The 25,067-nt window shown below is 65.2% G+C and carries 26 protein-coding genes and 1 pseudogene; 15 read left to right on the top strand and 12 right to left on the bottom strand.

Annotation, left to right across the window (positions count from 1 at the left end; all coding sequences use genetic code 11):
- Positions 1–23: 23 nt before the first annotated feature.
- Positions 24–1,046, bottom strand: coding sequence for an LLM class flavin-dependent oxidoreductase (locus AAFF19_RS09510; RefSeq protein ID WP_038201508.1), 1,023 nt, complete (start codon positions 1,044–1,046; stop codon positions 24–26).
- Positions 1,047–1,138: 92 nt separating this feature from the next.
- Positions 1,139–2,245: a flavin reductase gene (locus tag AAFF19_RS09505; RefSeq protein WP_038201505.1), complete on the bottom strand. Its 1,107-nt coding sequence runs from the start codon at positions 2,243–2,245 to the stop codon at positions 1,139–1,141.
- Between the two features lie 125 nt (positions 2,246–2,370).
- On the opposite strand from AAFF19_RS09505, the gene AAFF19_RS09500 reads away from it, so the two are divergent.
- Positions 2,371–2,730, top strand: a complete 360-nt coding sequence (locus tag AAFF19_RS09500; protein ID WP_038201502.1) for a VOC family protein — start codon at positions 2,371–2,373, stop codon at positions 2,728–2,730.
- 31 nt (positions 2,731–2,761) lie between these two features.
- Here AAFF19_RS09500 and AAFF19_RS09495 read toward each other — a convergent pair whose 3' ends face one another.
- The 10 genes from AAFF19_RS09495 to AAFF19_RS09450 all read right to left on the bottom strand — a co-directional run bounded on the left by AAFF19_RS09495 (position 2,762) and on the right by AAFF19_RS09450 (position 10,736).
- Complete coding sequence (locus AAFF19_RS09495) at positions 2,762–3,544, bottom strand: helix-turn-helix domain-containing protein (RefSeq protein WP_038201500.1); 783 nt, start codon at positions 3,542–3,544, stop codon at positions 2,762–2,764.
- A gap of 374 nt (positions 3,545–3,918) precedes the next feature.
- Positions 3,919–4,110 (bottom strand): 2-hydroxymuconate tautomerase, encoded by a 192-nt coding sequence (locus AAFF19_RS09490; protein ID WP_038201497.1) that lies wholly within the window; start codon positions 4,108–4,110, stop codon positions 3,919–3,921.
- Positions 4,111–4,129: 19 nt separating this feature from the next.
- The gene (dmpH, locus tag AAFF19_RS09485) at positions 4,130–4,918 is read right to left on the bottom strand and encodes a 2-oxo-3-hexenedioate decarboxylase (RefSeq protein ID WP_038201495.1); all 789 of its coding nucleotides are present in this window, start codon (positions 4,916–4,918) and stop codon (positions 4,130–4,132) included.
- Complete coding sequence (gene dmpG, locus AAFF19_RS09480) at positions 4,915–6,018, bottom strand: 4-hydroxy-2-oxovalerate aldolase (protein WP_281173387.1); 1,104 nt, start codon at positions 6,016–6,018, stop codon at positions 4,915–4,917. The genes dmpH and dmpG overlap by 4 nt, the downstream gene beginning before the upstream one ends.
- A gap of 12 nt (positions 6,019–6,030) precedes the next feature.
- Entirely contained in the window at positions 6,031–6,954 is a 924-nt protein-coding gene (locus tag AAFF19_RS09475) for an acetaldehyde dehydrogenase (acetylating) (RefSeq protein WP_038201493.1), read from the bottom strand.
- 14 nt (positions 6,955–6,968) lie between these two features.
- Positions 6,969–7,751, bottom strand: a complete 783-nt coding sequence (gene dmpE, locus AAFF19_RS09470; protein ID WP_038201491.1) for a 2-oxopent-4-enoate hydratase — start codon at positions 7,749–7,751, stop codon at positions 6,969–6,971.
- Positions 7,752–7,800: 49 nt separating this feature from the next.
- On the bottom strand, positions 7,801–9,255 hold the full coding sequence (locus AAFF19_RS09465) for a 2-hydroxymuconic semialdehyde dehydrogenase (protein ID WP_038201489.1): 1,455 nt from the start codon (positions 9,253–9,255) through the stop codon (positions 7,801–7,803).
- Between the two features lie 10 nt (positions 9,256–9,265).
- Positions 9,266–10,198 carry a catechol 2,3-dioxygenase gene (locus AAFF19_RS09460; protein ID WP_038201486.1) on the bottom strand — a complete coding sequence of 311 codons (933 nt, stop codon included), beginning with the start codon at positions 10,196–10,198 and terminating at the stop codon, positions 9,266–9,268.
- A 27-nt stretch (positions 10,199–10,225) separates the two neighbouring features.
- Complete coding sequence (locus tag AAFF19_RS09455) at positions 10,226–10,570, bottom strand: 2Fe-2S iron-sulfur cluster binding domain-containing protein (RefSeq protein WP_060987790.1); 345 nt, start codon at positions 10,568–10,570, stop codon at positions 10,226–10,228.
- Between the two features lie 16 nt (positions 10,571–10,586).
- Positions 10,587–10,736 carry a hypothetical protein gene (locus AAFF19_RS09450; protein WP_210436291.1) on the bottom strand — a complete coding sequence of 50 codons (150 nt, stop codon included), beginning with the start codon at positions 10,734–10,736 and terminating at the stop codon, positions 10,587–10,589.
- A gap of 624 nt (positions 10,737–11,360) precedes the next feature.
- Between AAFF19_RS09450 and AAFF19_RS09445 the strand changes: the two are divergent.
- The 14 genes and pseudogenes from AAFF19_RS09445 to AAFF19_RS09380 all read left to right on the top strand — a co-directional run.
- A pseudogene (locus tag AAFF19_RS09445) lies at positions 11,361–11,506 on the top strand (IS5/IS1182 family transposase); the annotation flags it as partial.
- Positions 11,507–12,087: 581 nt separating this feature from the next.
- Positions 12,088–12,999: a LysR substrate-binding domain-containing protein gene (locus AAFF19_RS09440; protein ID WP_038201483.1), complete on the top strand. Its 912-nt coding sequence runs from the start codon at positions 12,088–12,090 to the stop codon at positions 12,997–12,999.
- 537 nt (positions 13,000–13,536) lie between these two features.
- Complete coding sequence (locus tag AAFF19_RS09435) at positions 13,537–14,295, top strand: hypothetical protein (protein ID WP_038201479.1); 759 nt, start codon at positions 13,537–13,539, stop codon at positions 14,293–14,295.
- Positions 14,296–14,419: 124 nt separating this feature from the next.
- Positions 14,420–14,638, top strand: a complete 219-nt coding sequence (locus tag AAFF19_RS09430; RefSeq protein WP_060986721.1) for an AlpA family transcriptional regulator — start codon at positions 14,420–14,422, stop codon at positions 14,636–14,638.
- Positions 14,639–14,681: 43 nt separating this feature from the next.
- Complete coding sequence (locus AAFF19_RS09425; RefSeq protein WP_038201473.1) at positions 14,682–15,560, top strand: ParA family protein; 879 nt, start codon at positions 14,682–14,684, stop codon at positions 15,558–15,560.
- Positions 15,544–15,795, top strand: a complete 252-nt coding sequence (locus tag AAFF19_RS09420) for a hypothetical protein (protein WP_038201470.1) — start codon at positions 15,544–15,546, stop codon at positions 15,793–15,795. Before AAFF19_RS09425 ends, AAFF19_RS09420 begins: the two co-directional genes overlap by 17 nt.
- Positions 15,788–17,425, top strand: a complete 1,638-nt coding sequence (locus AAFF19_RS09415) for a ParB family protein (protein ID WP_038201467.1) — start codon at positions 15,788–15,790, stop codon at positions 17,423–17,425. The genes AAFF19_RS09420 and AAFF19_RS09415 overlap by 8 nt, the downstream gene beginning before the upstream one ends.
- Positions 17,426–17,439: 14 nt before the next feature.
- Positions 17,440–18,000 (top strand): DUF2857 domain-containing protein, encoded by a 561-nt coding sequence (locus AAFF19_RS09410; protein WP_038201465.1) that lies wholly within the window; start codon positions 17,440–17,442, stop codon positions 17,998–18,000.
- A gap of 9 nt (positions 18,001–18,009) precedes the next feature.
- Positions 18,010–19,194 carry an STY4528 family pathogenicity island replication protein gene (locus AAFF19_RS09405; protein WP_038201463.1) on the top strand — a complete coding sequence of 395 codons (1,185 nt, stop codon included), beginning with the start codon at positions 18,010–18,012 and terminating at the stop codon, positions 19,192–19,194.
- Positions 19,195–19,655: 461 nt separating this feature from the next.
- On the top strand, positions 19,656–20,435 hold the full coding sequence (locus tag AAFF19_RS09400) for a PFL_4669 family integrating conjugative element protein (RefSeq protein WP_038201462.1): 780 nt from the start codon (positions 19,656–19,658) through the stop codon (positions 20,433–20,435).
- Positions 20,432–20,968 carry a DUF3158 family protein gene (locus AAFF19_RS09395; protein ID WP_038201460.1) on the top strand — a complete coding sequence of 179 codons (537 nt, stop codon included), beginning with the start codon at positions 20,432–20,434 and terminating at the stop codon, positions 20,966–20,968. Before AAFF19_RS09400 ends, AAFF19_RS09395 begins: the two co-directional genes overlap by 4 nt.
- Positions 20,968–21,918 (top strand): site-specific DNA-methyltransferase, encoded by a 951-nt coding sequence (locus tag AAFF19_RS09390; RefSeq protein ID WP_051952847.1) that lies wholly within the window; start codon positions 20,968–20,970, stop codon positions 21,916–21,918. The genes AAFF19_RS09395 and AAFF19_RS09390 overlap by 1 nt, the downstream gene beginning before the upstream one ends.
- A 44-nt stretch (positions 21,919–21,962) precedes the next feature.
- Positions 21,963–22,403, top strand: a complete 441-nt coding sequence (locus AAFF19_RS09385) for a single-stranded DNA-binding protein (protein WP_038201456.1) — start codon at positions 21,963–21,965, stop codon at positions 22,401–22,403.
- A gap of 278 nt (positions 22,404–22,681) precedes the next feature.
- On the top strand, positions 22,682–24,724 hold the full coding sequence (locus tag AAFF19_RS09380; protein ID WP_038201453.1) for a DNA topoisomerase III: 2,043 nt from the start codon (positions 22,682–22,684) through the stop codon (positions 24,722–24,724).
- Positions 24,725–25,067: the final 343 nt, after the last annotated feature.

Raw genomic sequence — 25,067 nt, 5'->3', positions numbered from 1 at the left:
GACATCCCCTGCCCGGTTCAACCTCAGGCAGCAAGCGCCACCGGCTCGAACGCCGGCATGATGTCGCGCGCCATCAGTTCCACGGTGCGCATGGATTGCTCGCGCTTCAGGTTGCCGAATGCCAGGCGGCAAAGGAGATAGTTCACGCCGGCTTCGCCGGCCTGCTCTTGCAGCATCGCACGGACCGTGCTCGTCGAGCCGACGCAGCACAGTCCCATCGTGACTGCGTCCTCGAATTTTTCGGGAAAGCTCAGGGGAACCTGCAGTTTGTTCAACTTCCACAGATACGTCAGGTTGCCGTGCCACTGTTCGTAGGCAGGAGCCGCGATCGCGATCGCTTCGGCATCTGTATCCGCGACCACGACATGCCGGCTCATGCCCATCAAGGGCAGGCTCGAGGACGGATTGCCTGCCGTGGCCCATTCACTGCGGAAGCGGCTGGTGATCTCGGCCACGGTGCCGATGGCCCCGTTGCACATGATGTTGAAATTGTTCTGTGCAGCCCAGACCGTCGTCTCCGGTCGAGCCACGCCGTACCACATCGGAGGCAGAGGCTTCTGTACCGGCGCAAGTTCCATTGGAACGTCGCGGAAGGTGAAGTGCTTGCCTTCGTAGTTGACGCGCGGGGACGTGAGGCCTTGAAGGATGATTTCGCTCGCCTCGATATAGACCTCCTGCGCCTTGTCCCCGTGGACACCGTAGAAGCCCATCTCGATGGGAGAAATGCCGCGTCCGATGCCGACGTCCAGGCGACCTCGCGTGAGCATGTCCAGCATGCAGATTTCCTCGATCAGGCGCAGGGGGTGATACAGGCTGAGCGTGAAGACCATCGCCCCGAGACGGATCTTCTTCGTGCGCTGCGATGCGGCGGCCAGGAAGACACTGGGCGAAGGGCTTTGCCCGAGCGGCGTCGAGTGGTGCTCCGCCAGGTGATAGCCGCGGAACCCGGCTCGGTCGTAGGCCTCGATGAGGGAAAGCCGGTCTTCGTATTGCGCCATCAGGTCGTTGCCGGCGCGGTCCATGTGATCAAAAACTCCAAACTGCATTGCTTTTCTCCTGTCGAAAATGAGTGGGGAAGGAGTGGCCCGTCCTGCCTTGCCGGCGCGACGGACCGCCCGCGAATGGGCTCAGGTACCCGCTACAGGCCCCGGCGGGCCATGGCAGCGGAGATGCGACCCGCCTGCTCCCGGAGCCGCTGAACGAGCGTTCCGTCAGATCTGCAGTCGATGTCGTCCGAGTACCCCATCGCAGTCAGCGCCATCACCATGCGGCCCTGGCCATCGAAAATCGGCGCACTCAAAGCGTCAATGCCTCGGAGTTGCGCCGCCGAAGAGCGCAGATCGGTCGCCGTCGCGACGCCGGTCCTGCGCACCTGTTCCAGGACCGCCTCGACCTCTTCCTTTGTTCGGGGCGTGTGGTATTGCTGTCCTCGATGCGCCGTTGCGAGTTCCTGGTCGATGTAGGGGGCGACGACCGGACGCGGCAAATGAGCCGCGAACGCGACGCCGCCCGCAGAACTGAGCACCGGCAGCACCAGCCCCGTGCGCAATGGAACGTCCAAGGGATTCTTTGGTGCCGTCCAACGCACGATGGTGGGACCGTGGTTACCCCAGACGACAAGGCACGCCGTGAGTTCATGCTCCGCGCTGAACTCCTCCAGCAGCGGCTGCGCCAATCCGACCGCTTCGATGGAGGGGGCGAATGGAAGTCCCAGATCTCCAGTGAGGGAGCCCAGGTCGTGGGGCTGCACCACCATGTATTTCCCCTGCCCGAAGGCGAGCGGTGCGGATCCACTGACAACCAGCCGCTCGACCCTGCCGATAAAGATGATGTGGTCTCCACCCGGATACATCGCCTCCTTGCGGCATTCCAGGTAGGCGGCACAACCATCGATCAATGGCACGCCTCCCAGCCCGCTTGTGATGGGCAGCCCCTCGAAGCGCGTTCCGGCAGGGCTGCCAAACCTGTGCGATATCTCAACCTGGTTGGACGCGAGGATGTTGATCGCAAAGCGATCCGCATCGCGAAACGCCGGATGGCTGGCCGCCTGTACACGCTGGCTCCACAGAATCAGCGGAGGGTCCAAGGACACCGAGCTGAAGGAGTTCGCCGTCAGGCCGACCAAACTGCCGTCTACAGCACATGTGGTGACCACGGTCACGCCAGTCACGAACTGGCCAAGGCATCTTCTGAGCTCGCGCGCATCCACGGGATCGGCGAGCTTCAGGTTCTCTGCGGTGTTCATTGTTGTCTCCATCCTTCGCGTTGTCACGGGGTGCACGCGATGGGAGAACTATAGGTGCGAGACACTCTATAATTTCAACATGAACTAGTATTTTGATAATATTGAATTAACGAAAGGAGACTTGCATGAGCACGATACGTTTTCGCACCGCATTTCACATAGGGGAGGACTTGGATTCGCTGATCAGCTTCTACACGGAAGCCATGGGACTCAAGCTGAAATTTCGCGACGGCAGTCGCTGGGCTGAATTTCAGTTGGGGGACGGCCGGTTTGCGCTTGGTTCACCGGAAGAGGCCCCTGCGGGTATGCGCTCCGGGGCAGTGAGCGTCTTCCAAGTGACGGAACTCGACGTCCTGCTAGAAAAGGTTGCTCACGCTGGAGGCACGGTTCTCGATGTGCGCGACATGGGCACGCATGGACGCGTCGCGACGCTCCTGGACCCCGCCGGGACGGTCTTCCAAGCGTTGGAGCTCGCGGCGAAGTGAGGAACAGGCAGACAAAGGCAGGCGCTGCGCGTCACCTGCAGTCCCACCGGCCAGGTGGAGCTCCCAGCTGCCGGGAGACCTTTCTCGCGGTCGCAACCAGTTCGGCGATCTGCTTGCTCTTCGCGGAAGCGTCAATGGCACCCGTTGGGCCTGTGATGGTGAGTGCGTAGATGACTTGGTCCTCCGACGACCATACGGGCGCCGACACCGATTTGTAGCCAGGCAGTTCACTTAACTCCGTCACCGCGTACCCGGCTGCGCGCACGGATGATGCGATGCGCGAGTGCAACTCTCGCGCCTTCCGCGCGGACAAACCCTCCACGGCGGCTTCCTCGATGAATGCGGGCAAGGTCGCTGCGGCCTCAAGGTAGCCCACGAATACATTTCCGCCACCCGTGTGGAGGATCGAAACCGGGCCGTTGCGCAGGTCGAACGGGCCGCGGCGCTTGCCCTCCTTGAAGTACACAATGGACGTCCCCCCATGGGTCCACGTAAGGATTGCGACGCCGAGTTCGGTGCGCTCGGAGAGAACCACCGCCTCCGCCCGGACGACCTCAAACGAGTTGGTATGTCGAAGGGCTGAAAGCCCAAGCGACGCCGTACTGGGGCCAAGCTGATACTGTCCCCGGCCGACTGCTTCCACCATGCCGATTCTCATGAAGCTGGCCAGGTAGTTGTGAACTGCGCTTGAGGTCATCTCCGTACGTTCGGCAATGGCCTTTAGCGACGCCGGCTGCCCGGCCTGCAGGGCCACCAGTATTCGGTAGCCGATCTCGATAGATTGAATCCCGCGGCTTTTGTTGCTGACACTCATAGTCTGAGCAGTGTACGGCTCGTTCGCTGGTGGGGAGGACGGTTGCTGGTTTGATCAGACCGTTGACGTCCCGCCCCGGTCGACCAAGCAGGTCACCAACGGAGTTGGATGTCCCGTGCCGTTGGGGGGCACTGACGCACCAAAGATGGGATCAGCACAATGCCCCCCGACTGCGTGTGGCGCCAGCAGGTTGTTGCTGGAAAGTCCGCGTTTGCGTGAGACCAAGCCAGAAGGGCGCTCATCTACGGAGCGGTCTCCAAGTCGCTCGATCCGGCGTGGACTCATGCCAAGCCAAGCAGGAGCGCCGCGCGAGCACGGAATCAAACGCAATCGTGGGCGCGCTGAAACGCCTCGGCGTTACACGCGACGGCGATCTATCGACCTAGGCTTTTCGCCGAGACATCCGCAATCCCCCAGTTCTCCTTCGGTACGTCGTGCAGCCACACCCGCACGTTCTCCTTCGGCGCGTTAACGGCCTCGACGATCGCCTGGGTGACCTTCTCGATCAGCGCGCGCTTCTGCTCCTCGGTGCGGCCCTCGATCAGGTAGATCTGTGCAAACGGCATGGTGATGTGCTCCTATCGATCAGATGAAACGCAGTCCGACGCTGCCCATACCCTGTACCTTCAGCGTAACCGCGTCCCCTGCCTTCACGGCCACCGCCTCGGTGATGCCGCCCGACAGAATCAGCGTGCCGGCCGGAATCTCCTCGCCGCGCACGCCCAGGTGGTTGGCCAGCATCGCGATGGCTGCAGCCGGATGGCCCAGCACAGCCGCGCCTGCGCCAAAAGCCACCGGCTCGCCGTTCTTCTCGAGCACGATGCCTGTCGTGCGCAAGTCGACCTCGCTGACCGGCACAGCGCGGCCGCCAACCACGAAGCGCGAGGCCGAGGTGTTGTCGGCCACCACGCTCTTGAGGTCGAACTTGAAATCGCGATAGCGGCTATCGATCACCTCGATGCCTGGCAGCACGAAGTCGGTGGCCGCCAGGACTGCGCCGATGTGGCAGCCCGGCCCCTTGAGCGCACGTTTCGTGACGAATGCGATCTCGGGCTCCACCTTCGGATGGATCAGTTCGCTCACCTTGCACTCGCCTCCCTCGGGCACCGCGTAATTGTCGGCCATGAAGCCGAACACGGGCGTGGTCACACCCATCTGCTTCATCTTGGCATGCGAGGTCAAGCCCGCCTTCAGGCCGATGATGCGCTGCCCGCGCGCGAGTTTGCGGCGACGGATCTCGTTCTGGATGGCATAGGCGTCGTCCCAGTCCATCTGCGGATATTCGTCGGTGATCTTGGGCGTGTCGCGTGCCTCCAACTCGCAGGTTTCAAGAAGCTCGGCGAGTGCGGCGATGATCTTTGCGTCGAGCTTCATGCCGTCACCTCCTGCGCCGCATTCATAGCCGTCGAGGCCTGCGCGGGCTGCGCATTCTGCTCGGCCTCTTTCTCGCGCGCCAGTGTGATCGCCGTGTCCTCGATCATGTCCTCCTGCCCGCCGACCATGCCGCGCCGCCCCAGTTCGACCAGGATCTCGCGCGCCGGCACGCCGTACTTCTTCTCGGCCCGCTTGGCGAACAGCAGGAAGCTCGAATACACACCCGCGTAGCCGAGGGTGAGCGAGTCGCGGTCGATGCGGATCATGTGATCCATGATCGGCACGACGCGATCCTCGGCCACGTCCTGGATGCCGAACACGTCCACGCCGGTTTCGATGCCCATGCGGTCGCATACCGCGACGAGCACCTCCATCGGCGTGTTGCCGGCGCCAGCGCCCAACCCTGCGGCAGCCGCGTCGATGCGGTTTGCACCCGCCTCCACCGCCGCGATTGAGTTCGCGACACCCATCGCAAGGTTGTGGTGGCCGTGGAAGCCCAACTCGATCTCGGGCCTCAGCGCCGCACGCACGGCGCGCAGCCGCGCCTTCACGTCGTCTGGCAACATGTAGCCCGCCGAGTCGGTCACGTAGATGCAGTTGGCGCCGTATCCTTCCATCAGCAGGGCTTGGCTTACCAGCATCTCAGGCGAGGCCATGTGGGCCATCATCAGGAAGCCCACCGTGTCCATGCCAAGCCTGCGCGCCATCGCGATGTGCTGCTCCGATACGTCGGCCTCGGTGCAATGCGTAGCCACGCGCACCGTGTGCACGCCCAGGCCGTGGGCCATGCGCAGGTGATCGACGGTGCCGATGCCGGGGATCAGCAGCGCCGAGACCTTGGCCTTCTTCATCAGCGGGATCACCGCACCCAGGTACTCCTCGTCGGAATGAGCCGGAAAGCCGTAGTTCACCGAACTGCCGCCCAGGCCATCCCCGTGCGTGACCTCGATCAGCGGCACGCCCGCCTCGTCGAGCCCGGTGGCGATGTGCTTCATTTGCTCCAGCGTCATCCGATGGCGCTTGGGGTGCATGCCGTCGCGCAGCGTCATATCGTGCACTGTGACGCGGCGGCCTTGTAGGTTCGTGGTGGTTGTGGTCACGGGATGGTGCTCCTAGGCCTCGGCGTGTTCGGGTTGCGGGGCGCCGGCCAGCATCGACTCGGCGAACATCTCCGCCGTGCGCGCCGCGGCGGCAGTCATGATGTCGAGGTTGCCGGCGTACTTGGGCAGGTAGTCGCCCAGGCCTTCGACCTCGAGGTAGATCGACACACGCCGACCATCGAACACCGGCCCGTTCACCAGCCTGTAGCCCGGCACGTACCTGCGGACCTCGGCCACCATCTCGATCACCGAGGCCGTGATGCGCGCCTCGTCGGGCACTTCCTCGGTCAGGCAGTGCACCGTATCGCGCATGATCAACGGCGGCTCGGCCGGGTTGATGATGATGATGGCCTTGCCCCTCCTGGCGCCGCCTACCTTCTCCACCGCACCGGCCGTGGTGCGGGTGAACTCGTCGATGTTCCTGCGCGTTCCCGGGCCGACGGAGCGGCTCGACACCGTTGCGACGATCTCGCCGTAGGTCACGGGCTGCACGCGCGACACCGCCGCCACCATCGGGATGGTGGCCTGCCCGCCGCAGGTGACCATGTTGACGTTCGCGGGCCGCTCGCCCGGCTGCGCCAGCAGCGTCTTCAGGTTGACCGGCGGCACGCAGAACGGGCCGATGGCTGCCGGCGTGAGGTCGATCATCAGCACGCCGAGCGCGTTGAGCTTGGTGCTGTTCTCGGCATGCACGTAGGCGCTGGTCGCATCGAAGGCGATCTGCACGCCGTCGGCCTCCACATGCGGCAGCAGGCCGTCCACGCCCTCGGCCGTGGTCTTCAAGCCCATCTCGCGGGCGCGCTTCAGGCCGTCAGACGCCGGGTCGATGCCCACCATCCAAACCGGCTCGAGCAACGGGCTGCGCTGCAGCTTCGCCAGCAAGTCGGTACCGATATTGCCCGGCCCGATCAGTGCACATCGGATCTTCTTCGTCATGGGGTCGTTCTCCTTCAATGGAAGCGCACCGAGCAGCCGCCGAGGCCACCAATGGACACGCGGAAGCTGTCGCCGGCCTTGGCCGGGAACATGGCGGCGAGCGCGCCCGACAGGATCACCTCGCCCGCCTTCAGCCCGATGCCAAGCGCGCCGAGCGTATTCGCCAGCCAGGCAACCGCGTTGACCGGTGAGCCGAGCGCTGCCGCACCGGCGCCGGTGGCGATGACTTCCCCGTTCTTCTCGAGCACCATGCCGCAGGTGGAAAGATCGATGCGGCGCGGGTCGACCGCGCTGTCGCCCAGCACGAAGACACCACACGAGGCATTGTCGGCGACGGTGTCGGCGATCTTGATCTTCCAGTCGCGAATGCGCGAGTCGACGATCTCGAAGCAGGGCATCACGCACTCGGTGGCCGCCAACACATCGGCATTGCCGATACCCGGCCCCATCAGATCGCGCTTGAGGATGAAGGCGATCTCGCCCTCGGCCTTGGGCTGGATCAGCGTGCCGCTGTCGATGGACTCGCCCTCGCCGGCGATCATGCGGTCGAGCAGGTAGCCGAAGTCAGGTTGGAAGACGCCGAGCATGTTCATCACCGCGCGCGACGTCACACCGATCTTCTTGCCGACGATGCGCTCCCCGGCATCAAGGCGGCGGGCGATCATGCGCTGCTGCACGCCGTAGGCATCGGCGATGGTGATGCCCTCGTGGCGGCTGGTGAGCGGGTCGACGGCGCTGCGCGCGCGCAGCGCGTCGTAGAGCTCGTCGCCGAGCTTCTGGATAAGCGTAGGGTCCATAGTTAGTCTTTGCGGTGGATCAGTGAATGAAATCGATCGGCCTGAGCCTTCACAGCTTGATGCACACGTTGCGCAGCTCGGTGTAGAACTCCAGCGAGTGCACGCCACCCTCGCGGCCGATACCCGAAGTCTTGGCGCCGCCGAACGCGGTGCGCAGGTCGCGCAGGAACCAGCTGTTGACCCAGCAGATGCCCACCTCGACCCGCTTGGCCACGCGGTGCGCCGTGCCCAGGTTCTCGGTCCACACGGTAGTGGCCAGGCCGTAGTCGGTGGCGTTGGCCAGCACGATCGCTTCTTCCTCGGTGTCGAAGGGCGCGATGTGGCAGCACGGGCCGAAGATCTCCTCGCGGATCACCGCCGCCGTCTCTGGCAGGCCGGTCCAGATGGTGGGCTGCACCCAATGGCCTTCAGCCAGCGCGCCCTTCATGGACGGCACGCCGCCGCCGGTAACGACGGTGGCGCCCTCGTCCTTCGCCTTCTGGTAGTAGGACAGCACTTTCTGCTGGTGCTCGCGCGAGATCAGCGGGCCGATGCCGACACCGGGCTCCTGCGGCGGCCCCGGCTTCAGCGCCTCGGCCCTGACCTTCAGCGCCGCGACGAACCTGTCGAAGATCGGCCGCTGCACGTAGACGCGCTCGGTGCCCAGGCACACCTGCCCGCAGTTCTCGAACGCCGAGCGCGTGATGCCGGCCACCGCCTTGTCGAAATCCGCGTCGGCGAACACGATGCCAGCGTTCTTTCCACCGAGCTCGAAGGACACCGGCCGCACGCCCTTGGCGGCGGCCGCCATGATGGCCTCGCCGGTGCGCGTCTCGCCCGTGAAGGTGATGCCGTTCACGCCGGGGTGCCTGGTCAGGAACTCGCCGGCCGAGTCGGGGCCGAAGCCGTGCACCACGTTGTAAACACCGGGCGGAATGCCCACCGCGTTCATCACTTCGCCAAGCAACGTGGCGGTGGCCGGGGTTTCCTCCGACGGTTTCACGACCACGGTGTTGCCACAGGCCAGCGCGGGGCCGACCTTCCAGGTCATCAGCAGCAGCGGCAGGTTCCAGGGGCATACGACGCCGATCACACCCAGCGGCGAGCGCACCGCATAGTTGATGGCCTGTCCGCCGTCGGGCGTGGCCATCTCGAAGCTCTCGGCGGGCACGTTCTTCACGATGTCGGCAAACACCTTGAAGTTTGCAGCGCCGCGCGGGATGTCGACGTGCGAGGCAAGCGCGTGCGGCTTGCCGGTGTCGGCCATCTCCGCCGCCAGAAAATCGTCGAAGCGCCGGTTGATCTCGTCGGCCACCGCATGCAGCAGCTCGACGCGCTTCGCCACACTCATGCGACCCCATTCGCCGGTGAGGGCGGCGCGCGCCGCCTTCACTGCCGCATCCACCTCGGCTGCGCCTGCCTCGTGTACCAGACCGATCAGCCCGTTGTCGACCGGCGCCCGGTTCTCGAAAGTCTTCCCCGTGGCGACGAATTCGCCACCGATGAAGTTCATGAATTGCTTCATCGTCCGCTCCTCAGGTCAGAACACTCAGGAAGTTTTCGTTGAGTTTGCGGTCGTGATAGAAGATCGCGCGTCCGAGTTCGTCGTCGGTCCACACCAGCGGCGGCTTGTCCGGGTAGTAGATGTAGCCGCCCGAGAACACCTCGTTGCGGTTGCCGCTCGGATCGAAGAAATAGATGGTCTCGCCGCGCGTGATGCCGTGGCGCGTAGGGCCGATGTCGAGCGATACGCGCCTCTTGGTGATGATGTCCGCCGCCTTCAGCACCTCGCCCCAGTTGTCCAGCAGGAAGGAGGCGTGGTGGAACTTGTTCTTCTCCGGATGGCGGATGAAGGCGATGTCGTGTGGCTTGGTCGAGCAACTCAGGAAGGCCGCGATATGCATGCGCTCGGGGCCGGCCACCACGCTCTCGGCGAGCTGGAAGCCCAGCACGTCGATGAATAGCTTCATCGTGCCATCGAGGTCGTCGCCGTACAGCAGGCAGTGGTCGAAGCGCGAGGGTGCCATGCCCTTGAGATCGTCGGGATAGACCTCGGGGTTCTCGTAGGGCATGCCGTTGCCGACTTTTTCCTTTTCGGCGAAGAGTTCGATCGCGTGACCGGTGGGCACGGTGAAGCGGAAGCGCTGGCCGGTGCGCAGGTGTTCGCCGGCCTCGATCCATTGCATGTCCGTGGCCAGGCCGCTGGCCTTGACGTCGGCCGCGAGCTTTGCCAGCGTGGCTGGCGAATCGACGCGAAAGCCCATGAAATCCATGCCGGCCGTGTCGGCCTCACGCAGCACCACGCTGTGGTGGTCGTGCTCGTCCCAAGCCTTGAGATAGATGCGGCCCTGGGGATCGCGAGCGGTCTCGATCAGGCCTATGACGTCGCGGTAGTGCCGGACGGCGGCCTCTATGTCGAGCACGCGAAGCTGAACGTGTCCTGGGCGGATGATGCCGGTGATTGCCATGAGAGTTTCCTTTGTGGCTGGAAGAATTCAGGTGAGGGAGCGGGAAGCGGTGGGAGCCGGGCGAGCGGCATGGCGCTCGATGCAGCGCGCCAGTCTCTCGACAGCGCGCAGCGCGAGATCGCTCTGGGGATAGGCGCGGCAGGCGAGCACGAATCCTTGTGCCTCCTCCTCGGCGCTGACGTGGCAGCGGCTCATACGTTCGCTGCGTACTGCACCGGACTCGATGCGCACCTTGCACACGCCGCAGCCACCACCGCGGCAGCCGACCGGGATGCCCTTGCGGCCGAGTTGCTCCATGCCGCCGAGCAGAGTCTGGTCAGGGCGGCAGACATAGCGCTCGCTGGTATTGCGAATGGCAACCGAGAAGCTCATGGATGCAGCCCTCCCATCAAAGCGGCTTGAACATCAGGATGCGCGGTGGTGCGGAGGCGGCATCGGCCGAACTGAAGAGCTTCTCCGTGTAGACGTCGAGCTCGAACCGCCGCCCATGCATCAGTGCGGCGATGCAGGCCTTGGGCGTGGAGGTCCGCACAGGCAAGTGCTCATTCCCCTTGCAACAAGGCGCAGCACTGTCCGTGCTTTTCGACTCGTCGGAGCGAACTGATTCCCAGGCGACTGTTGCGTCCACGATATGTCTCCAGTGCTCTAAAAATGACCTCTTTAGCTTTGGGTCTCGGCAGGCAGCAAACTCTATCAGCAATGACTACTGAATTCAACACTGGATCATTTTTCAATATTATTGAATTTACGTTTCAGCCCCCGCCTTTGCCTGCCTTTAACAGTGAGCTGCCCGCTCAAGGGCCTCGGAAAGCCAGCAAGGCACCTCGGTTCATCGCTTGGAAGCCCCTGCGATGACACAGAAGCTTCCGCATTCGGCAGATCCGTCTGTGAGAGGCCGCGCTACCTGGAGCGTCTCGCGGTCATCATGCTGTCGATTCGTTGGTACCTTCGCTTCAAGTTCCGGTTCGGGGCGGTTGGCCATCGCCTCTACAGGAACATCGCCGCGTTTGGTCTTGCAGCTAAGCCTGGCCTGGGAGTCTGGGCGGCCGAACGCGAAGTTGCTGCCGTCGTGGGTAAGGTGTCGTCCGTTGATGGCGATGGCCGCAAACTACCTTTCCTGCGAGCCGCAGAAGATGCTGCTGCTTCCAGAGACACTGCAGGAATGGCCGAACCACCGAACGGTTTGATCAGGAACGTTTTGAGCGTCCGTCAGTTCAACGTGCGTGACTACACCCAGTACAAGCCGAGCGGAAACTCGTGTGCATGGCGCTGAATTTGCGAAGGATGGCGACGATGCAGGCGGGTTAAATTGCTGCATAGGCCCTCCAGACCCCTCTGAGGTGTCGCAGCGCCGCAATTTGCGACTCCTTGCACTCACACCGCGCCAATCCACTGCTGGAGCTACATTGAAGCCGCGCACTGTCCAACTGCGAACCGTCTGCCGCCCAGGACTCCTCGGCGACGTGCCGCATAGCGCGCTGCCACAGGGCACTGTTACGACGACGCAGCAGTTCTGTGGCAATTCGGAGGCTCACGCAAAGATGCGCCCATCGTTCTAATTCGGGGGCGGCAAGCATCCCGACCGCACCAGAGGATGGCGCGAGCATCCCTGCGCTCATTGGGTGGCCACACGCGGCGACGTAGCGTCTCAGCGCAGACGGCAACGCTAGAAGTAGTTACATCTTAGTTGTGACTCTTTATTTGTACGGCCGAATCCGTGCTATGACGCAAAGTCTGTGTAGTTAACCGGACTCTCGCGAAATGTTCTAGTGACGGTCGCTTCGCTATATGGCGAGGCAGTGCTGGGCAGGCGCTATCCGGTTTCTCTCTGGCATGAACTCGTGTCGTTCCATGGTGTCACAGGCTGTGACTCTATTGAAAGGATAGACATGCATCTGCGTCAGATTCGAGCTTTCATCACCGTGGCCGAAGAATTGCACTTTGGCCGGGCCGCGAAGCGCTTGCACATCGAGCAGTCGCCGCTGTCGCGCACCATCCGCAGGCTGGAGTCGGATCTGGGCGTTACGCTATTGCATCGCCCGCCCCGCGGCGTGCACCTGACCTTGGCCGGTCAACTCTTCCTGGAGGATGCCCGTCGAATCCTGCTGGCCGTCGAGCAAGCACAGGCACGGGCAAAGGCTGTTGCAGTGGGGTATCACTGCACATTGCGTGTCGGTTTGTCGGGCGACATTGGGCAAACGCGGCTATCAACATTGCTTGCGCTGTGCCGGGAGGAGGCACCGCAGGTGAAGATCCAACTTTCCGAGATGCCGCTGACCCAACTGGTGCATGGTCTGGGCGCGACCTTGTTTGACGCCGGCTTTGCGATGCTTGACCAAGCGGAGGCTGGGATCGTGTCTGCGCCAGTGTGGAATGACCCCTTCGTGGTGGCCCTACCCGCACGGCATCCGCTGTTGGCCTTCAAGGAGGTACCGCTGGAGGAAGCGGTGAGCTATCCGCTGGTGCTGTGCGACCCACAAGCGTGCCAAGGTTGCAGCCTGCAGCGCGAACGACTGTTCCGTACGGTGGATGCGCAACCGGCTATGGTCGAGTACGTCGCTACCCATGGACTGATGCTTGCGTTTGTGGCTGCCGGGTATGGCGTTGGCCTTTCAACTGCCGCGCACCTGGCGGCTTGCCAGCAGCCGGACGTGGTCTCCCGTCCCTTGGCCGGTCAAACCGCAGTACTGACCACCTTTGTGCTGCGGGCCGAGGGAGATGTTACAGAGCCGCTGCGCCATTTCATCAACCGGGCCGAGCGCGTCGGCCGCCAGGACACAGGCGATCTCCGCCGGATTTGACTCGGCCCATCGGCGGGTACGTAGGCCGATTTCCCGGATTGCACCATACTTTTTGAGTCTTGTACCGGACCCAATTTGCACCACTGAAAAGCAGTACTGCTTCCGCTTTATGGAGGAAAAACTGCTCTGCCATTCTAAATAGCGGCGGCCCGGAGATGCATGCGTACCGTCGAGGTCACTGCACTGACACAGAACGCATGAACTCCGGCCGGATGCAAACCGCCTCAGTGGTCTGACGCATTGACGCTTTACCCCGATGGAATTCCTGCGAAAACTTTGACCTGGTTTCGGGTAAAGCGCAGTCCCCCATGCTTGACGCCTGGGTTTCGCAACCGCCAAACCGTTCGCATTATGGTGGAGAAGTTTCAAGCGTAGCAAGATGTTGCTGCTTCAGGCCGGCGATCAGCGCCGATGCAACGCTTACCTCCCCGATGCCATTCGGCCCCGCGCTTCATCCGGGTTTTTGGGCATTCGCCGCGCCCGATGGTGGCCGCGCGCGTCTGCCGGAATTCAATCCGAAGATGGGAAGCGCGCGATATGCCGCAATCGAGCAGCCTTGCCTTTGGCGCCAAAACCTACTACCGCCCGATCGAGGCAGCCATTCGCTGGGCCGACTTGTTGCGTTTCGAGCGAAGAATTCTGGAAACCCTTGGGCAGCGCGCCATGCCAGAACCGAACGACTTCCCAAGTTGGCCGATGCTGTGCCTGTTTGCCGAACGCATTTTCGATGCGTTGGCGCATGGCGAACTGCCCTTTGGCAAGGCCGGCACCATGCAGAAATCGCAGCGCCCTTCGCTCGAAGATACGGAACTGATAGTTCGCCACGTCGATTTGAAGGCATGGATGACGCACTACTACCCCGGCGAGCGGCCGCCGTTTCTGTTCGATGGCATCGAGCGCGACCTGCATCCCGCCATCACCCTGACCACGCTCAGCGTCTTGCTGGCCGAGCGCGAAGCGGCCAAGGTGCAATTCGCCGAACTGTCCCAGGCTCATGAGACGCTGCGTGCAGCGTACGAAGCACTGGCGCAGGACCACGCCATCCGCATTGCCGACATCAAGGGGGCACACGAACCCGGCCAGCGCAGCGAGTCAACTTATCTGAACATCATTGGCGGCTTGCTGACGCTGCTGCTCGGCACGTCGCCGGCGGGCACGGCATACTCGTCGTTCCGAAACATGGATGCCGTGGTCAACGCGCTGCTTGCGCACTACGAAGGCCGACCCGGACTCAGCGAGCGAACGCTGTGGAGCAAGCTTGCGCAGGCGCGTCGCCACCTAGAGGCATCCCGCTGACGGCGTTGCGACGTACTGCAATTGCAGCTGCGCTCTCTGCAGTTGCAGTGCATTGAGCCGCCGCGGTGTATTGAATGCGAGGCACTTTCCGAACAACGCCTGTGAGCGTCAAGGAGTGTCTCTCATGTCTTCGCAGACCAACGCGCCGGCTGTGCCGGCGGAGCACCGCATCCTGCGCCGCGCTGAAGTCGAGGCCAAGACCGGCTTCAAACGCGCACACATTTACAGCCTCATGAAGGAAGGTAAGTTCCCCAAGGCGCTGCGTCTGGGGGTGCGCGCGGTAGGCTGGGATTCGGTCGAGATCGACTCGTGGATCACCGAGCGACTCAAGGAGCGGGCCTGATCGGCCCTCGCCCGGATGGCCCCTTCCACCAGGAGAGCGCACCATGCAGGTGGTTTCAGTTATCTCGACGAAAGGCGGCGTGGGCAAGACGACCACAGCTGCCAACCTTGGTGGCCTTGCTGCCGACGCAGGCCTGCGCGTGCTGCTGCTGGATCTCGACGTACAGCCCACGCTATCAAGCTATTTCACCCTTGATGCGCAGGCGCCGGCCGGCATCTACGAGATGCTGGCGTTCAACGAGCGGCGCATCGAGCAACTGGTCTCGCGCACCGCCATCGCGGGCCTGGACCTGGTGCTGTCGAACGACGACCGCGGCGAACTGAACACGCTGCTGCTGCATGCCCCAGACGGGCGCCTGCGGCTGCGCCACCTACTGCCGACGCTGGAGCCACTGTATGACCTGCTGCTGATCGACACCCAGGGCGCGCGCTCCGTCCTGCTGGAGATGGCGGTGCTGGCCTCAGACCTGGCACTGTCTCCCGTGACCCCGGAAATCCTCGCGGCGCGCGAGTTGAGACGGGGCACGCTGCAACTGATCGAGGACATCGCGCCGTACCGGCACTTCGGGATCGAACCGCCGCCGCTGCACTTGCTCATCAACCGCGTGCATCCAGTGTCGTCGAACGCGCGGCTGATCCAGCAGGCCCTGCGCGACCTGTTCCAGGAACACGGGGGCATCCGCGTATTGGCTACCGATGTGCCAGCCATCGAAGCGTATCCCCGCGCCGCGACGCGCGGCCTGCCGGTGCATCGGGTCGAGCATCGCCAGCCACCGGGCAGAGTCGCGCCCGCGGCGCTCGACACGATGCGTGCACTCGCCATTGAGTTGTTCCCTCACTGGCTCGCGCGCTTCGAACTCGTGACCGGTCGACCAGACGCGAGGGCCACGGCGGGGGGCGCAAGCCATGGCAAGCGCCCATGATCTGGCACGCGGCCACAAGCGGCTGCGCGCCCTGATCGAATTCGCCGTGGGCGAAGGCTGGCACGTCAAGCGCACGCCCGGTGGCCATCTCAAGTTCACCAAACCGGGCTGCGCTGCGATCTACACCAGCTCGACGGCGAGCGACCACCGTGCCGCGCTCAACGCCCGTGCGCAGCTTCGCCGCGCCGAACGCGAGGCCCGGGCCGCCAACGCCCAGGGATGCGGCCATGGCTGACATGACCCCCCAGGACATGGCCGGCAAGCTCCTCGCCGCCGGGTTCGAGCGCAGCGGCCCATCGGCCACGGTGCTCAGCGACCCGATTGCCGACACGCCCATGGTCGTCACCCTGGACCAGTTGCGCCCCTATGACCACGACCCGCGCGTCAAGCGCAATCCCGCCTACGAAGAAATCAAGGCCTCCATCCGCGAACGCGGCCTGGATGCGGCGCCGGCCATCACGCGGCGGCCCGGCGATGCGCACTACATCATCCGCAACGGCGGCAACACCCGGCTGGCGATCCTGCGCGAACTCTGGTCGGAGACCAAGGACGAACAGTTCTTCCGCATATCTTGTCTATTCCGGCCTTGGCCCGAGCGCGGTGAAATCGTCGCGCTGACCGGGCACCTCGCCGAAAACGAACTGCGCGGCGGTCTCACGTTCATCGAGCGCGCCCTCGGTGTCGAGAAGGCGCGCGAGTTCTACGAACTGGAGAGCGGCAACCCCCTAAGCCAGTCCGAACTGGCCCGCCGCCTGGCCGCCGACGGCTATCCCGTGCAGCAGTCCCACGTCAGCCGCATGGCCGATGCGGTGCGCTACCTGCTGCCCGCGATTCCGACCATGCTCTATGCTGGGCTCGGCCGCCACCAGGTCGAACGCCTGTCGGTCATGCGCAAAGCCTGCATGCTCACCTGGGAGCGCTACGCCAAGGGCCGCTCCCTGGTACAGGACTTCGACGACTTCTTCCAGGAAGTGCTGTCGCACTTCGACGCCCAAGGCGACGAGTTCTCATCGCAGCGTGTGCAGGACGAACTGATCGGCCAGATGTCCGAACTGCTGGGCATCGACTACGATGTGCTGGCGCTGGATCTCACCGAATCCGAGAGCCGCCACCGCGCCTTGGTCAGCGACCCGACGCCACCATCGGCGCCGCCCGCACTGCCAGAGCCTGGAACCGTCGCCCGCCCGCCGGCCGCCCCCGCGCCATCCACCACGACGCCGGCAGCCGCGGCTCCCACGCGCGATCGCGAGGACGGTTCGGTTACAGGCAATCCGTCCCCAGGGAGCTCCGCGTCCGTGGCTGGTGACCGGCTTCAGGAGCACATCGTCTCGCCGGCGCCGACGACCGAGCGACTGCGGTCCATCCAGCGCATGGTCGCCGATCAGCTGGGCGATGCGCTGCCGCCCGATTTCTCGGCCAATGTGCTGCAGTCCATCCCGGTGCAGGCCGGTGGGCTCTATCCCATCTCCGATGTCTGGTACATCGACCCCGGCCTGGACACGCCCGACCGCTTGCGCATCCACATCGCGCAGTTCGCGCGCGAGATCGCGGGCGAGGCAGATCTGGACGAGTGCATTGATGACCGTCCAGACGGCATCGGCTTCGCATGCCGTGCCTACACCCAGGCCCCGTCGCCGCTGGGCCGCGCCGTGCTCGCGCTGCTGGCCTGCCTGGCCGGCCAGCCGCCTGCAGACGTTGGTGTGGACGGCGGGCAAGTCGCCATCGACCTGCCAACGCTTCTGCATGGCCAGGGCGATGCTGCCCGGCGGTTGAGCGACACCGCGCTGGTCAAGCTGTTCCGGCTGTTGCGGCTGGCCCGGCGCCTGTTGGACTTGGGGGCCGGGACCATGGATTCCGGGACGTGAGCGAAAGACGCCGCATGCCTGCATCACACCCGCTCAACCAGGCCGTCATCGCCCAGGCGCTCTATGACCTGCGCAACGGGCAACTGCGCCGGTGCAAATCAATGGGGTTCGGCGAGGAAGAACTGGATGCGCTCAAGCATCCCGCCCTCATCAGCGTACTGGCCAACGCCAGCGTCTCCTGGTGCTCCGTCTCCGTGAACCGCGAGGTGCTCAAGCGGCTGTTGAAGCAGGCGCACGACGTGGAGAAGGAGATCGCCACGGTCGACCGCATGTTGCGCCTCGGTGCCAGCACGGAGATGGTGAGCCGCTTCTACGGCCTCACCCATCAGGAGGTCGCCCTGCGCCGCGGTATTCTCGGTCTGCCCAAGCGCAAGGGACGCCATCCGGTCCTGGACGAAACCCAGGACACGGCGTTGTGGCGGCAATGGAAGGCCGTGACCAGCAGCAGAAACGTCGATCTGGAGGACGAGACCTCGATTCTCGGCGCGGCGATGGACCTGGCCGAAGGCATGTCGCTGCCGCTGTCGGTGGTCTGGGCCGCGATCAAGAACTGGGTCGATCAGGGCTTGGGATAGGCGGCGGCCGTGGACGACACCCCACCACGCGCACCACGCCACGGCCCCGTCGCCCTCGCCGATCTGTTCGACGGTGCCCTGAAGCAACTCGCGCCCGCACCCGGCACACCTGCGCCCGGTGACGGCTTCCTGTTCAGCGGCAACCGGCACGAGAGTGTGCCGAGGCGACTCTTCCTCGACCGCCGACTGACGCCGCTGGAGCGCAACGCCTGGCAGGTGTGCCGGCTGATGCTCAACGACGATGGCGTCACCGCGTTCCCCACCTATGAGCAGTTGCGCCCCTGGCTGGCGTCGATGCCGTGCGCGGGACAGGCCTCCCACGAGACCGTGGCGCGGGCGCTGACGCTGCTGCGCCTCACGCGCTGGCTGAGCCTGGTGCGCAGGCGCCGGGACCCCAAGACCGGCCGCATCCTCGGCAACCTCTACGTCCTGCACGACGAGCCCCTGACGCCCTTCGAAGCGATGCAGCTCGACGCGGACTATTTGCAGCTCATCAGCCACGCCCTCGGGCATTCGGCCAAGGCCGTCCAGATGGTGGGACTCAACGCCCTCAAGGAGATCGCGGAAGACCCGCTGCTGTCCGGCCGCACGCTGCCGTCGCGGCTGCAGCTGCTCGCCGAGCGCCTGGCCCGCCAGGGCATCGACGCTTCCGAAAGTTATCCACAGGAGGGTACCGTCCACGATTCCGAAGAAGGGGTTTCGGACCTTCTTCGGAATGAAGCTGCGCCGTCTTCGGAATCCGAAGCAGGCTCGAAACCCGCGCCAGACCACGCTCTTCGGAATCCGAAGCAGGACCGTACTGTACGTAGTAGTCGTATCCATGAAGTACGTACTACCGCGCGCGCGGCGCATGGCCTGCGTCTGCCCGAGCGCTTCCTTGCCTTGAAGGAAGAACAGCAGGCAGGCGCGCTGGTGGCGCTGCAGCAGGTCGACGCGCCATTGCGGCAGGCCGTGCTGGACGAATGGGCCGAGCGCTGTCGCGGCGCGACCGTCCGCAACCCTGCCGGGTATCTGTTCGGCATCATCCAGCGCGCCATCCGCGGAGAGTTCAATGCCTGGACCAAGCAAACCGACACGGCACCAACGACACCTGCGGCCGCGCGGGCGCCTCCGGAGCCACCGCGCAACGTGGTTCCACCCGAGGTGGCCCGGCAGCACATCGACCGGCTGCGCGAGCTGCTGCGCAAGACCTGACGCCGGGGGTGGCAAGGCCATGGAGCAGACACCCGTGGCCTTCAGCAAAGCTATCCCCTGGGGATAGCCGCGCGCAAACGCTGGACGCTGAATGGGTGCAAAGCAGGTATCGGGTGCCGGCGCCGGTGCGATCCTGTCCGAACTGCCCTCGGCGAAGAGCATTCCCTGGCGCTCCATGGCGCTATCCCCAGGGGATAGATGTGGTGCAAGGTGCAACAAGCGCAGGCATGGACCGTCGCGCGTGCGGGCCGATTCAGAACGACCTCATCTCGGCGGATAGCCATGCCCTCGGCGCGAGCAGCGCTCCATGGTGTTTGATGGAGCTATCCCCTGGGGATAGCTCCTGCCACGAGCGGCTGTCACGCCCCCAACCGGGGTCTGGCCGATATCGGTTTGTTGACTGACTGCCTTCCGCTGCGTGCCGATGCTGGCAGCTCCTTGTCCCTGAGCGAGCTGTCCCCATGGCCACCAATGAACCCTTGCAGTTGAACCTCGGTTCGCTGCGCAGCGCGATGTCGCTGACGCTGCACACCCACCACGCCTCGCGCATCTGGCATGGCCGCGCCGCCGCCGAGGGGCGGCCGGGCATCGTCGGCCTGAACGGCTACATCGCCGTCATGAACAAGATGAAACGCGGTTCGGAACAGGACGACCCGTACAGCGACTGGTGGATGCTGCGCATCGAAGACAAGCTCGACCAGACCAAGGCAACGCTGCAATCGCTGCGCGAGCAGGTGGACCAGGCGCTGGCCGGAGTGCCCGCGGCATTGAGCCTGGGCGAGAACCTCAACGTGCAGCCCGTCAAGCTCCCGCTCTTCGTCAACGCCCAGCTCGGCTTTGCCGCGGTCTATCTCCTGGCCGACTACGACGACATCGCCCGCAAGCTGATCCTCGCCCACCACACCGCGCTCATCGACCGCAGCACGCTGGAGCGCTGGCTCAACGATGGCGCGCATGCGCTGCGCAGCCTGTTCTCGCTGGCCCAGCAGTACCGCTACTCGGGCACGACGCGCGCCGACTTCGCCTCCAGGAATGCCGCAGCGCGGGCGGCGCTGGAGAAGTTCGGCGAGTTGCCGCAGGAGGTGCTCGAAGGCACGCGCCGCTCGAAGTTCGCGCCGCCTGTCGTGCGCCGTGGCCTGCAGCAGCGCGGCGACAGTTCTGCCGCGACCGCGCCTTCCAGCGACGAAGCCACCGCCGCCGATCCGGCCAAGGCCAGCACCGGCGAGGACGATCCGGCATGAGCGACCCGAACCACGAAGCCCGCCACTTCCGTCGTCTGGAACAGGGCGCCTTCATGAAGCTGGAACACGCGGCCTCTCTAAAGGGCCTTTTGAAGCCTTTTAAGGGTAAGGGGGATCTTGAGGACTGGGCCAGCCAATGCTTCGCCCTGCGCGACGAGTTGATCGCCCTGGCGCAGCGGCAAGTGCTGGCGCAGGCGTGCAGGCACCCCTTCCACCTGCTGCCCGTCGAACTGGCCCAGCAGACCACTGGCGCAGGAACGACGTTCCTCCGCTGGCGCAGGCACGACCGTTCAGCCATGGGCGTGGCCCTGTGGCAGGAGCTGATGGCCAGCACCAGCACGCCGGTCAACCTGCTCGCCGACCTGCACGCGATCGAACTGCAGCGCATCGTGCTGAACCTGCAGATCAGCCTGCTGCACACCCTGGGCAGGCAGGCCCGGGAATGCGCCAGCAAGGCCGCGCAGGCCGATGACGCCTATCTGCGCCGGATGACAGCGGTCGCCAGCCGCCGCTCGGGCGCACGGGAACCGTGATGCAACCGCCCACGTGCCGTTGGCTGGACCGGACCCACGCCGGGGACTGCCTGGGTCTGCTGGAGCGCATGCGCTCGGACGGCGTGCGGATACAGACCTGCGTCACCAGCCCGCCGTACTTCGGACTGCGCAGCTACCTCCCGCCGGACCATCCCGACAAGCACCTGGAGATCGGCGCGTGCCGCACGCCCGAGCAGTACATCGGGCGCCTGGTTCGCGTGTTCCGGGCGGTGCGCGACCTGCTGGCCGACGACGGCACGCTGTGGATCGTGATCGGGGACAGCTACGCGGCACCGCGCACCTACCAGGCCGCGAGCAGCAAGGGCGGCGCCAAGCACGGCACGGCCCAGGCCGCCGCCGGCGCGATCTGGCCTGCGGGCGACGTGAAGGCGAAGGACATGCTGGGCATCCCGTGGATGCTGGCGTTCGCACTGCGGCGCGACGGCTGGTATCTGCGCCAGGACCTGATCTGGCACAAGCCCAACACCATGCCCGAGAGCGTGGCCGACCGCTGCACGCGCTCGCACGAGCACATCTTCCTGCTGTCCAAGCGCCCCCGCTACTACTTCGACCAAGCCGCCATCCGCGAGCCCTCGACCGACCCGCGCGGACCCGGCAACCTGCGGCCCGTGCGCCAGCCGCCCGGCGAACGCGCCACCAGCGCCAACGCCAACCTGCGGGGCGGCCTGCACCGGATCGGCGCCCGCGCCCTGCGCAACAAGCGCGATGTCTGGACCGTGGCCACCCGGCCGTTCAGGGACAGCCACTTCGCGGTGTTTCCCGACCGCCTGATCGTCCCCTGCATCCTGGCCGGTTCCCGCGCGGGGGACACGGTGCTGGATCCCTTCATCGGCAGCGGCACCACCGGCGCCGTGGCCTTGCGACTTCAGCGGCATTTCATCGGCTGCGAACTCGTCCGGTCGTTCATCGACCAGCAGCGCCTGCACTGACGCACGTCGGCGCGGGTTTCAACCACCCTGATGGAGATTGCAACATGAGCACGCATTTTTCGGGCGAAGGCAACATCGGCTCGCCCCCCGAGTACCGGGAGTTCCCCAACGGCAACGACGAACCGCGGCGCCTGCTGCGGCTGAACGTGTACTTCGACAACCCCGTCCCCACCAAGGGCGGCGACTTCGAGGATCGCGGCGGCTTCTGGGCGCCGGTGGAGATCTGGCACCGCGAGGCCGCGCACTGGAAGGACCTCTACCAGAAAGGCATGCGCGTGCTGGTCGTCGGCCGCATGGAGCGCGAACCCTGGACGGACAACGAAGATCAGCCGCGCGAGACCTGGCAGATCAACGCGCGCAGCGTCGGCATCCTGCCGTACCGCATCGAGTCCGTGGCCCTCAGCCCGAAGCCGCAGGACGCTGAGCCGAAGCCCCAGGCCACCCAGGAACCGGCTGCCCCGAAAGAGGCCAAGCGCAGGAAGTAATCCGGCATGGCGGGCGGTTGCCGAGTGCTTCGCCGCCCTCCATGCCCTCGCGAGCTATCCCCAGGGGATAGCTCCATCAACATCCACCGGCTTCCACGCGCTCCCGTAAATCGCGGCTCCCGGCCCGCACACCGCCGAGCGCACGCCATCCCCGCCCAGCCATTTCGTCTCGCCAAAGCGGTCGCGACCGCATGCCGCTTGTTTGTTGCCGCCCCTCGTGATGCCCGGCATTCTCGATCCCGGCAACTCAACGAACCACGGGAATCGGATGGACGGACATGCGGCTGTTCTTGTGCGAGAAGCCCTCCCAGGGCAAAGACATCGGCCGGATTCTCGGCGCCACGCAGCGCGGTGAAGGCTGTCTCAATGGCTCCGGCGTCACGGTCACCTGGTGCATCGGCCATCTCGTGGAAGCAGCGCCGCCCGAAGCCTACGACGCGCAGCTCAAGCGCTGGTCCATCGAGCAGTTGCCCATCATCCCAGAGCGCTGGCGGGTCGAGGTCAAGCCCAGGACCGCTGCGCAATTCAAGGTCGTCAAGGCGCTCCTGGCGAAGGCGACCCACCTCGTCATCGCCACCGATGCCGACCGTGAAGGCGAGTTGATCGCCCGCGAGATCATCGAACTGTGCGGCTACCGCGGCCCCATCGAGCGGCTGTGGCTGTCGGCGCTCAACGATGCGTCCATCCGCGCCGCGCTCGGCAAGCTGCGGCCCTCGGCCGAGACGCTGCCGATGTATTACTCGGCGCTGGCGCGTTCGCGGGCCGACTGGCTTGCGGGCATGAACCTCAGCCGCTTGTTCACCGTGCTGGGGCGACGGGCGGGCTACGACGGCGTGCTGTCGGTCGGCCGCGTCCAGACCCCGACGCTCAAGCTCGTCGTCGACCGCGACCGCGAGATCGCGGCCTTCGTGTCCGTGCCGTACTGGGCCATCGACGTGGCCTTGTCCACGGGCGGCCAGGCTTTCAGCGCGCAGTGGGTTCCGCCCGATGCCTGCACCGACGACGCGGGCCGCTGCGTGCAACAGCCGGTCGCACAGCAGGCCGCCCAGCAGATCCGCGCTGCGGGCAGCGCGCAGGTGGTGTCGGTCGAGACCGAGCGCGTGCGCGAAGGCCCGCCATTGCTGTTCGACCTGGGCACCTTGCAGGAGGTCTGTTCCAAGCAGCTTGGGCTGGACGTGCAGGAGACCCTGGAGATCGCCCAGGCCCTGTACGAGACGCACAAGGCGACGACATACCCGCGCTCGGATTCCGGCTATCTGCCCGAGAGCATGTTCGCCGAGGTGCCCACGGTCCTGGACAGCCTGCTCAAGACCGATCCCTCGCTGCGTTCCATCATGGGCCAGCTCGACCGCTCGCAGCGCTCGCGCGCCTGGAACGACGGCAAGGTCACGGCCCACCACGGCATCATCCCGACGCTCGAACCGGCGAACCTCTCGGCCATGAACGAGAAGGAACTGGCGGTGTACCGGCTCATCCGGGCGCACTACCTGGCGCAGTTCCTCCCCCATCACGAGTTCGACCGCACGGTGGCTCAGCTTGCCTGCGGCCAGCAGACGCTGGCGGCGACGGGCAAGCAGGTCGTCGTCAAGGGTTGGCACCTGGTGCTGGCCGCACCCGAACATGAAGGTGGTGCCGGCGAGGACGGCGACACCGCGGTGCGCAGCCAGGGGCTGCCCGCGCTGCCGAAACTGCATGAAGGCCTGGCATGCCCGGTGGCCGAGGCTGAGATCAAGGCGCTCAAGACGATCCCGCCGAAGCCCTATACCCAGGGCGAACTGGTCAAGGCTATGAAAGGCGTTGCGCGCTTCGTGACCGATCCGCGCCTGAAGCAGAAGCTGAAGGACACAACGGGCATCGGCACCGAGGCGACGCGGGCCAACATCATCAGCGGCCTGATCGCACGCGGCTATCTCGTGAAGAAGGGCCGCTCGATCCGCGCATCGGATGCGGCTTGCATGCTGATCGACGCTGTGCCCGCGGCGATCGCCGACCCCGGCACCACGGCCGCCTGGGAGCAGGCGCTCGACATGATCGAGGCCGGACAGCTCACGCTGGACGTGTTCATCGGCAAGCAGGCCGCGTGGATTTCGCAGCTGATCGCGCAGTACGGCAGCGCCTCCCTGTCCATCAAGGTTCCCCAGGGGCCGGCATGTCCGCAGTGCGGCGCCCCCACGCGCCAGCGCAGCGGCAAGAGCGGCCCGTTCTGGTCGTGCAGCCGCTACCCAGACTGCAATGGCACGCTGCCGGTCGAATCCGGCACATCCAAGCGTGGCGCCTCGCGTCCCCCACGCCGGAACAGCAGCGGCCGCAAGAGCCCCTGACCGACCCCGTTCCCCGTGGGCCGTGCCCGCCGTTGGCGGCGCAGCCCGTGTCCCGCATGCCCCGCGGGACGCCCAGCGCGCAACGCCTTCCTGCTCCGTGTGCGCGTCCCGCCCAGCCGTCCCCCTCCACGCGGGCGAGGCGAGATCTGAAGGTGGCTTCTCCACGAACCGCGCCACGCGCGTTCTGCTGATCTGCGTTTCTTCCGCCGATTGCGAAGGGTCCTCCGATGGCTTGCCTGCCGCGCAAGCCATCGGGAGACCCCTTGCGGTCAGCGGTATTCGGTGCCGGTGCCCGCCGGTGCAACAACGGGCTCCCTTTGTGCGCGGATGTGCGCCAGACGAT

This window comes from Acidovorax sp. FHTAMBA, assembly GCF_038958875.1.
In the GTDB taxonomy this organism is placed as follows: Bacteria; Pseudomonadota; Gammaproteobacteria; order Burkholderiales; family Burkholderiaceae_C; genus Acidovorax.
Note: the sequence above shows the minus strand (reverse complement) of the source record. Positions and strands in the feature narration are given on the sequence as shown.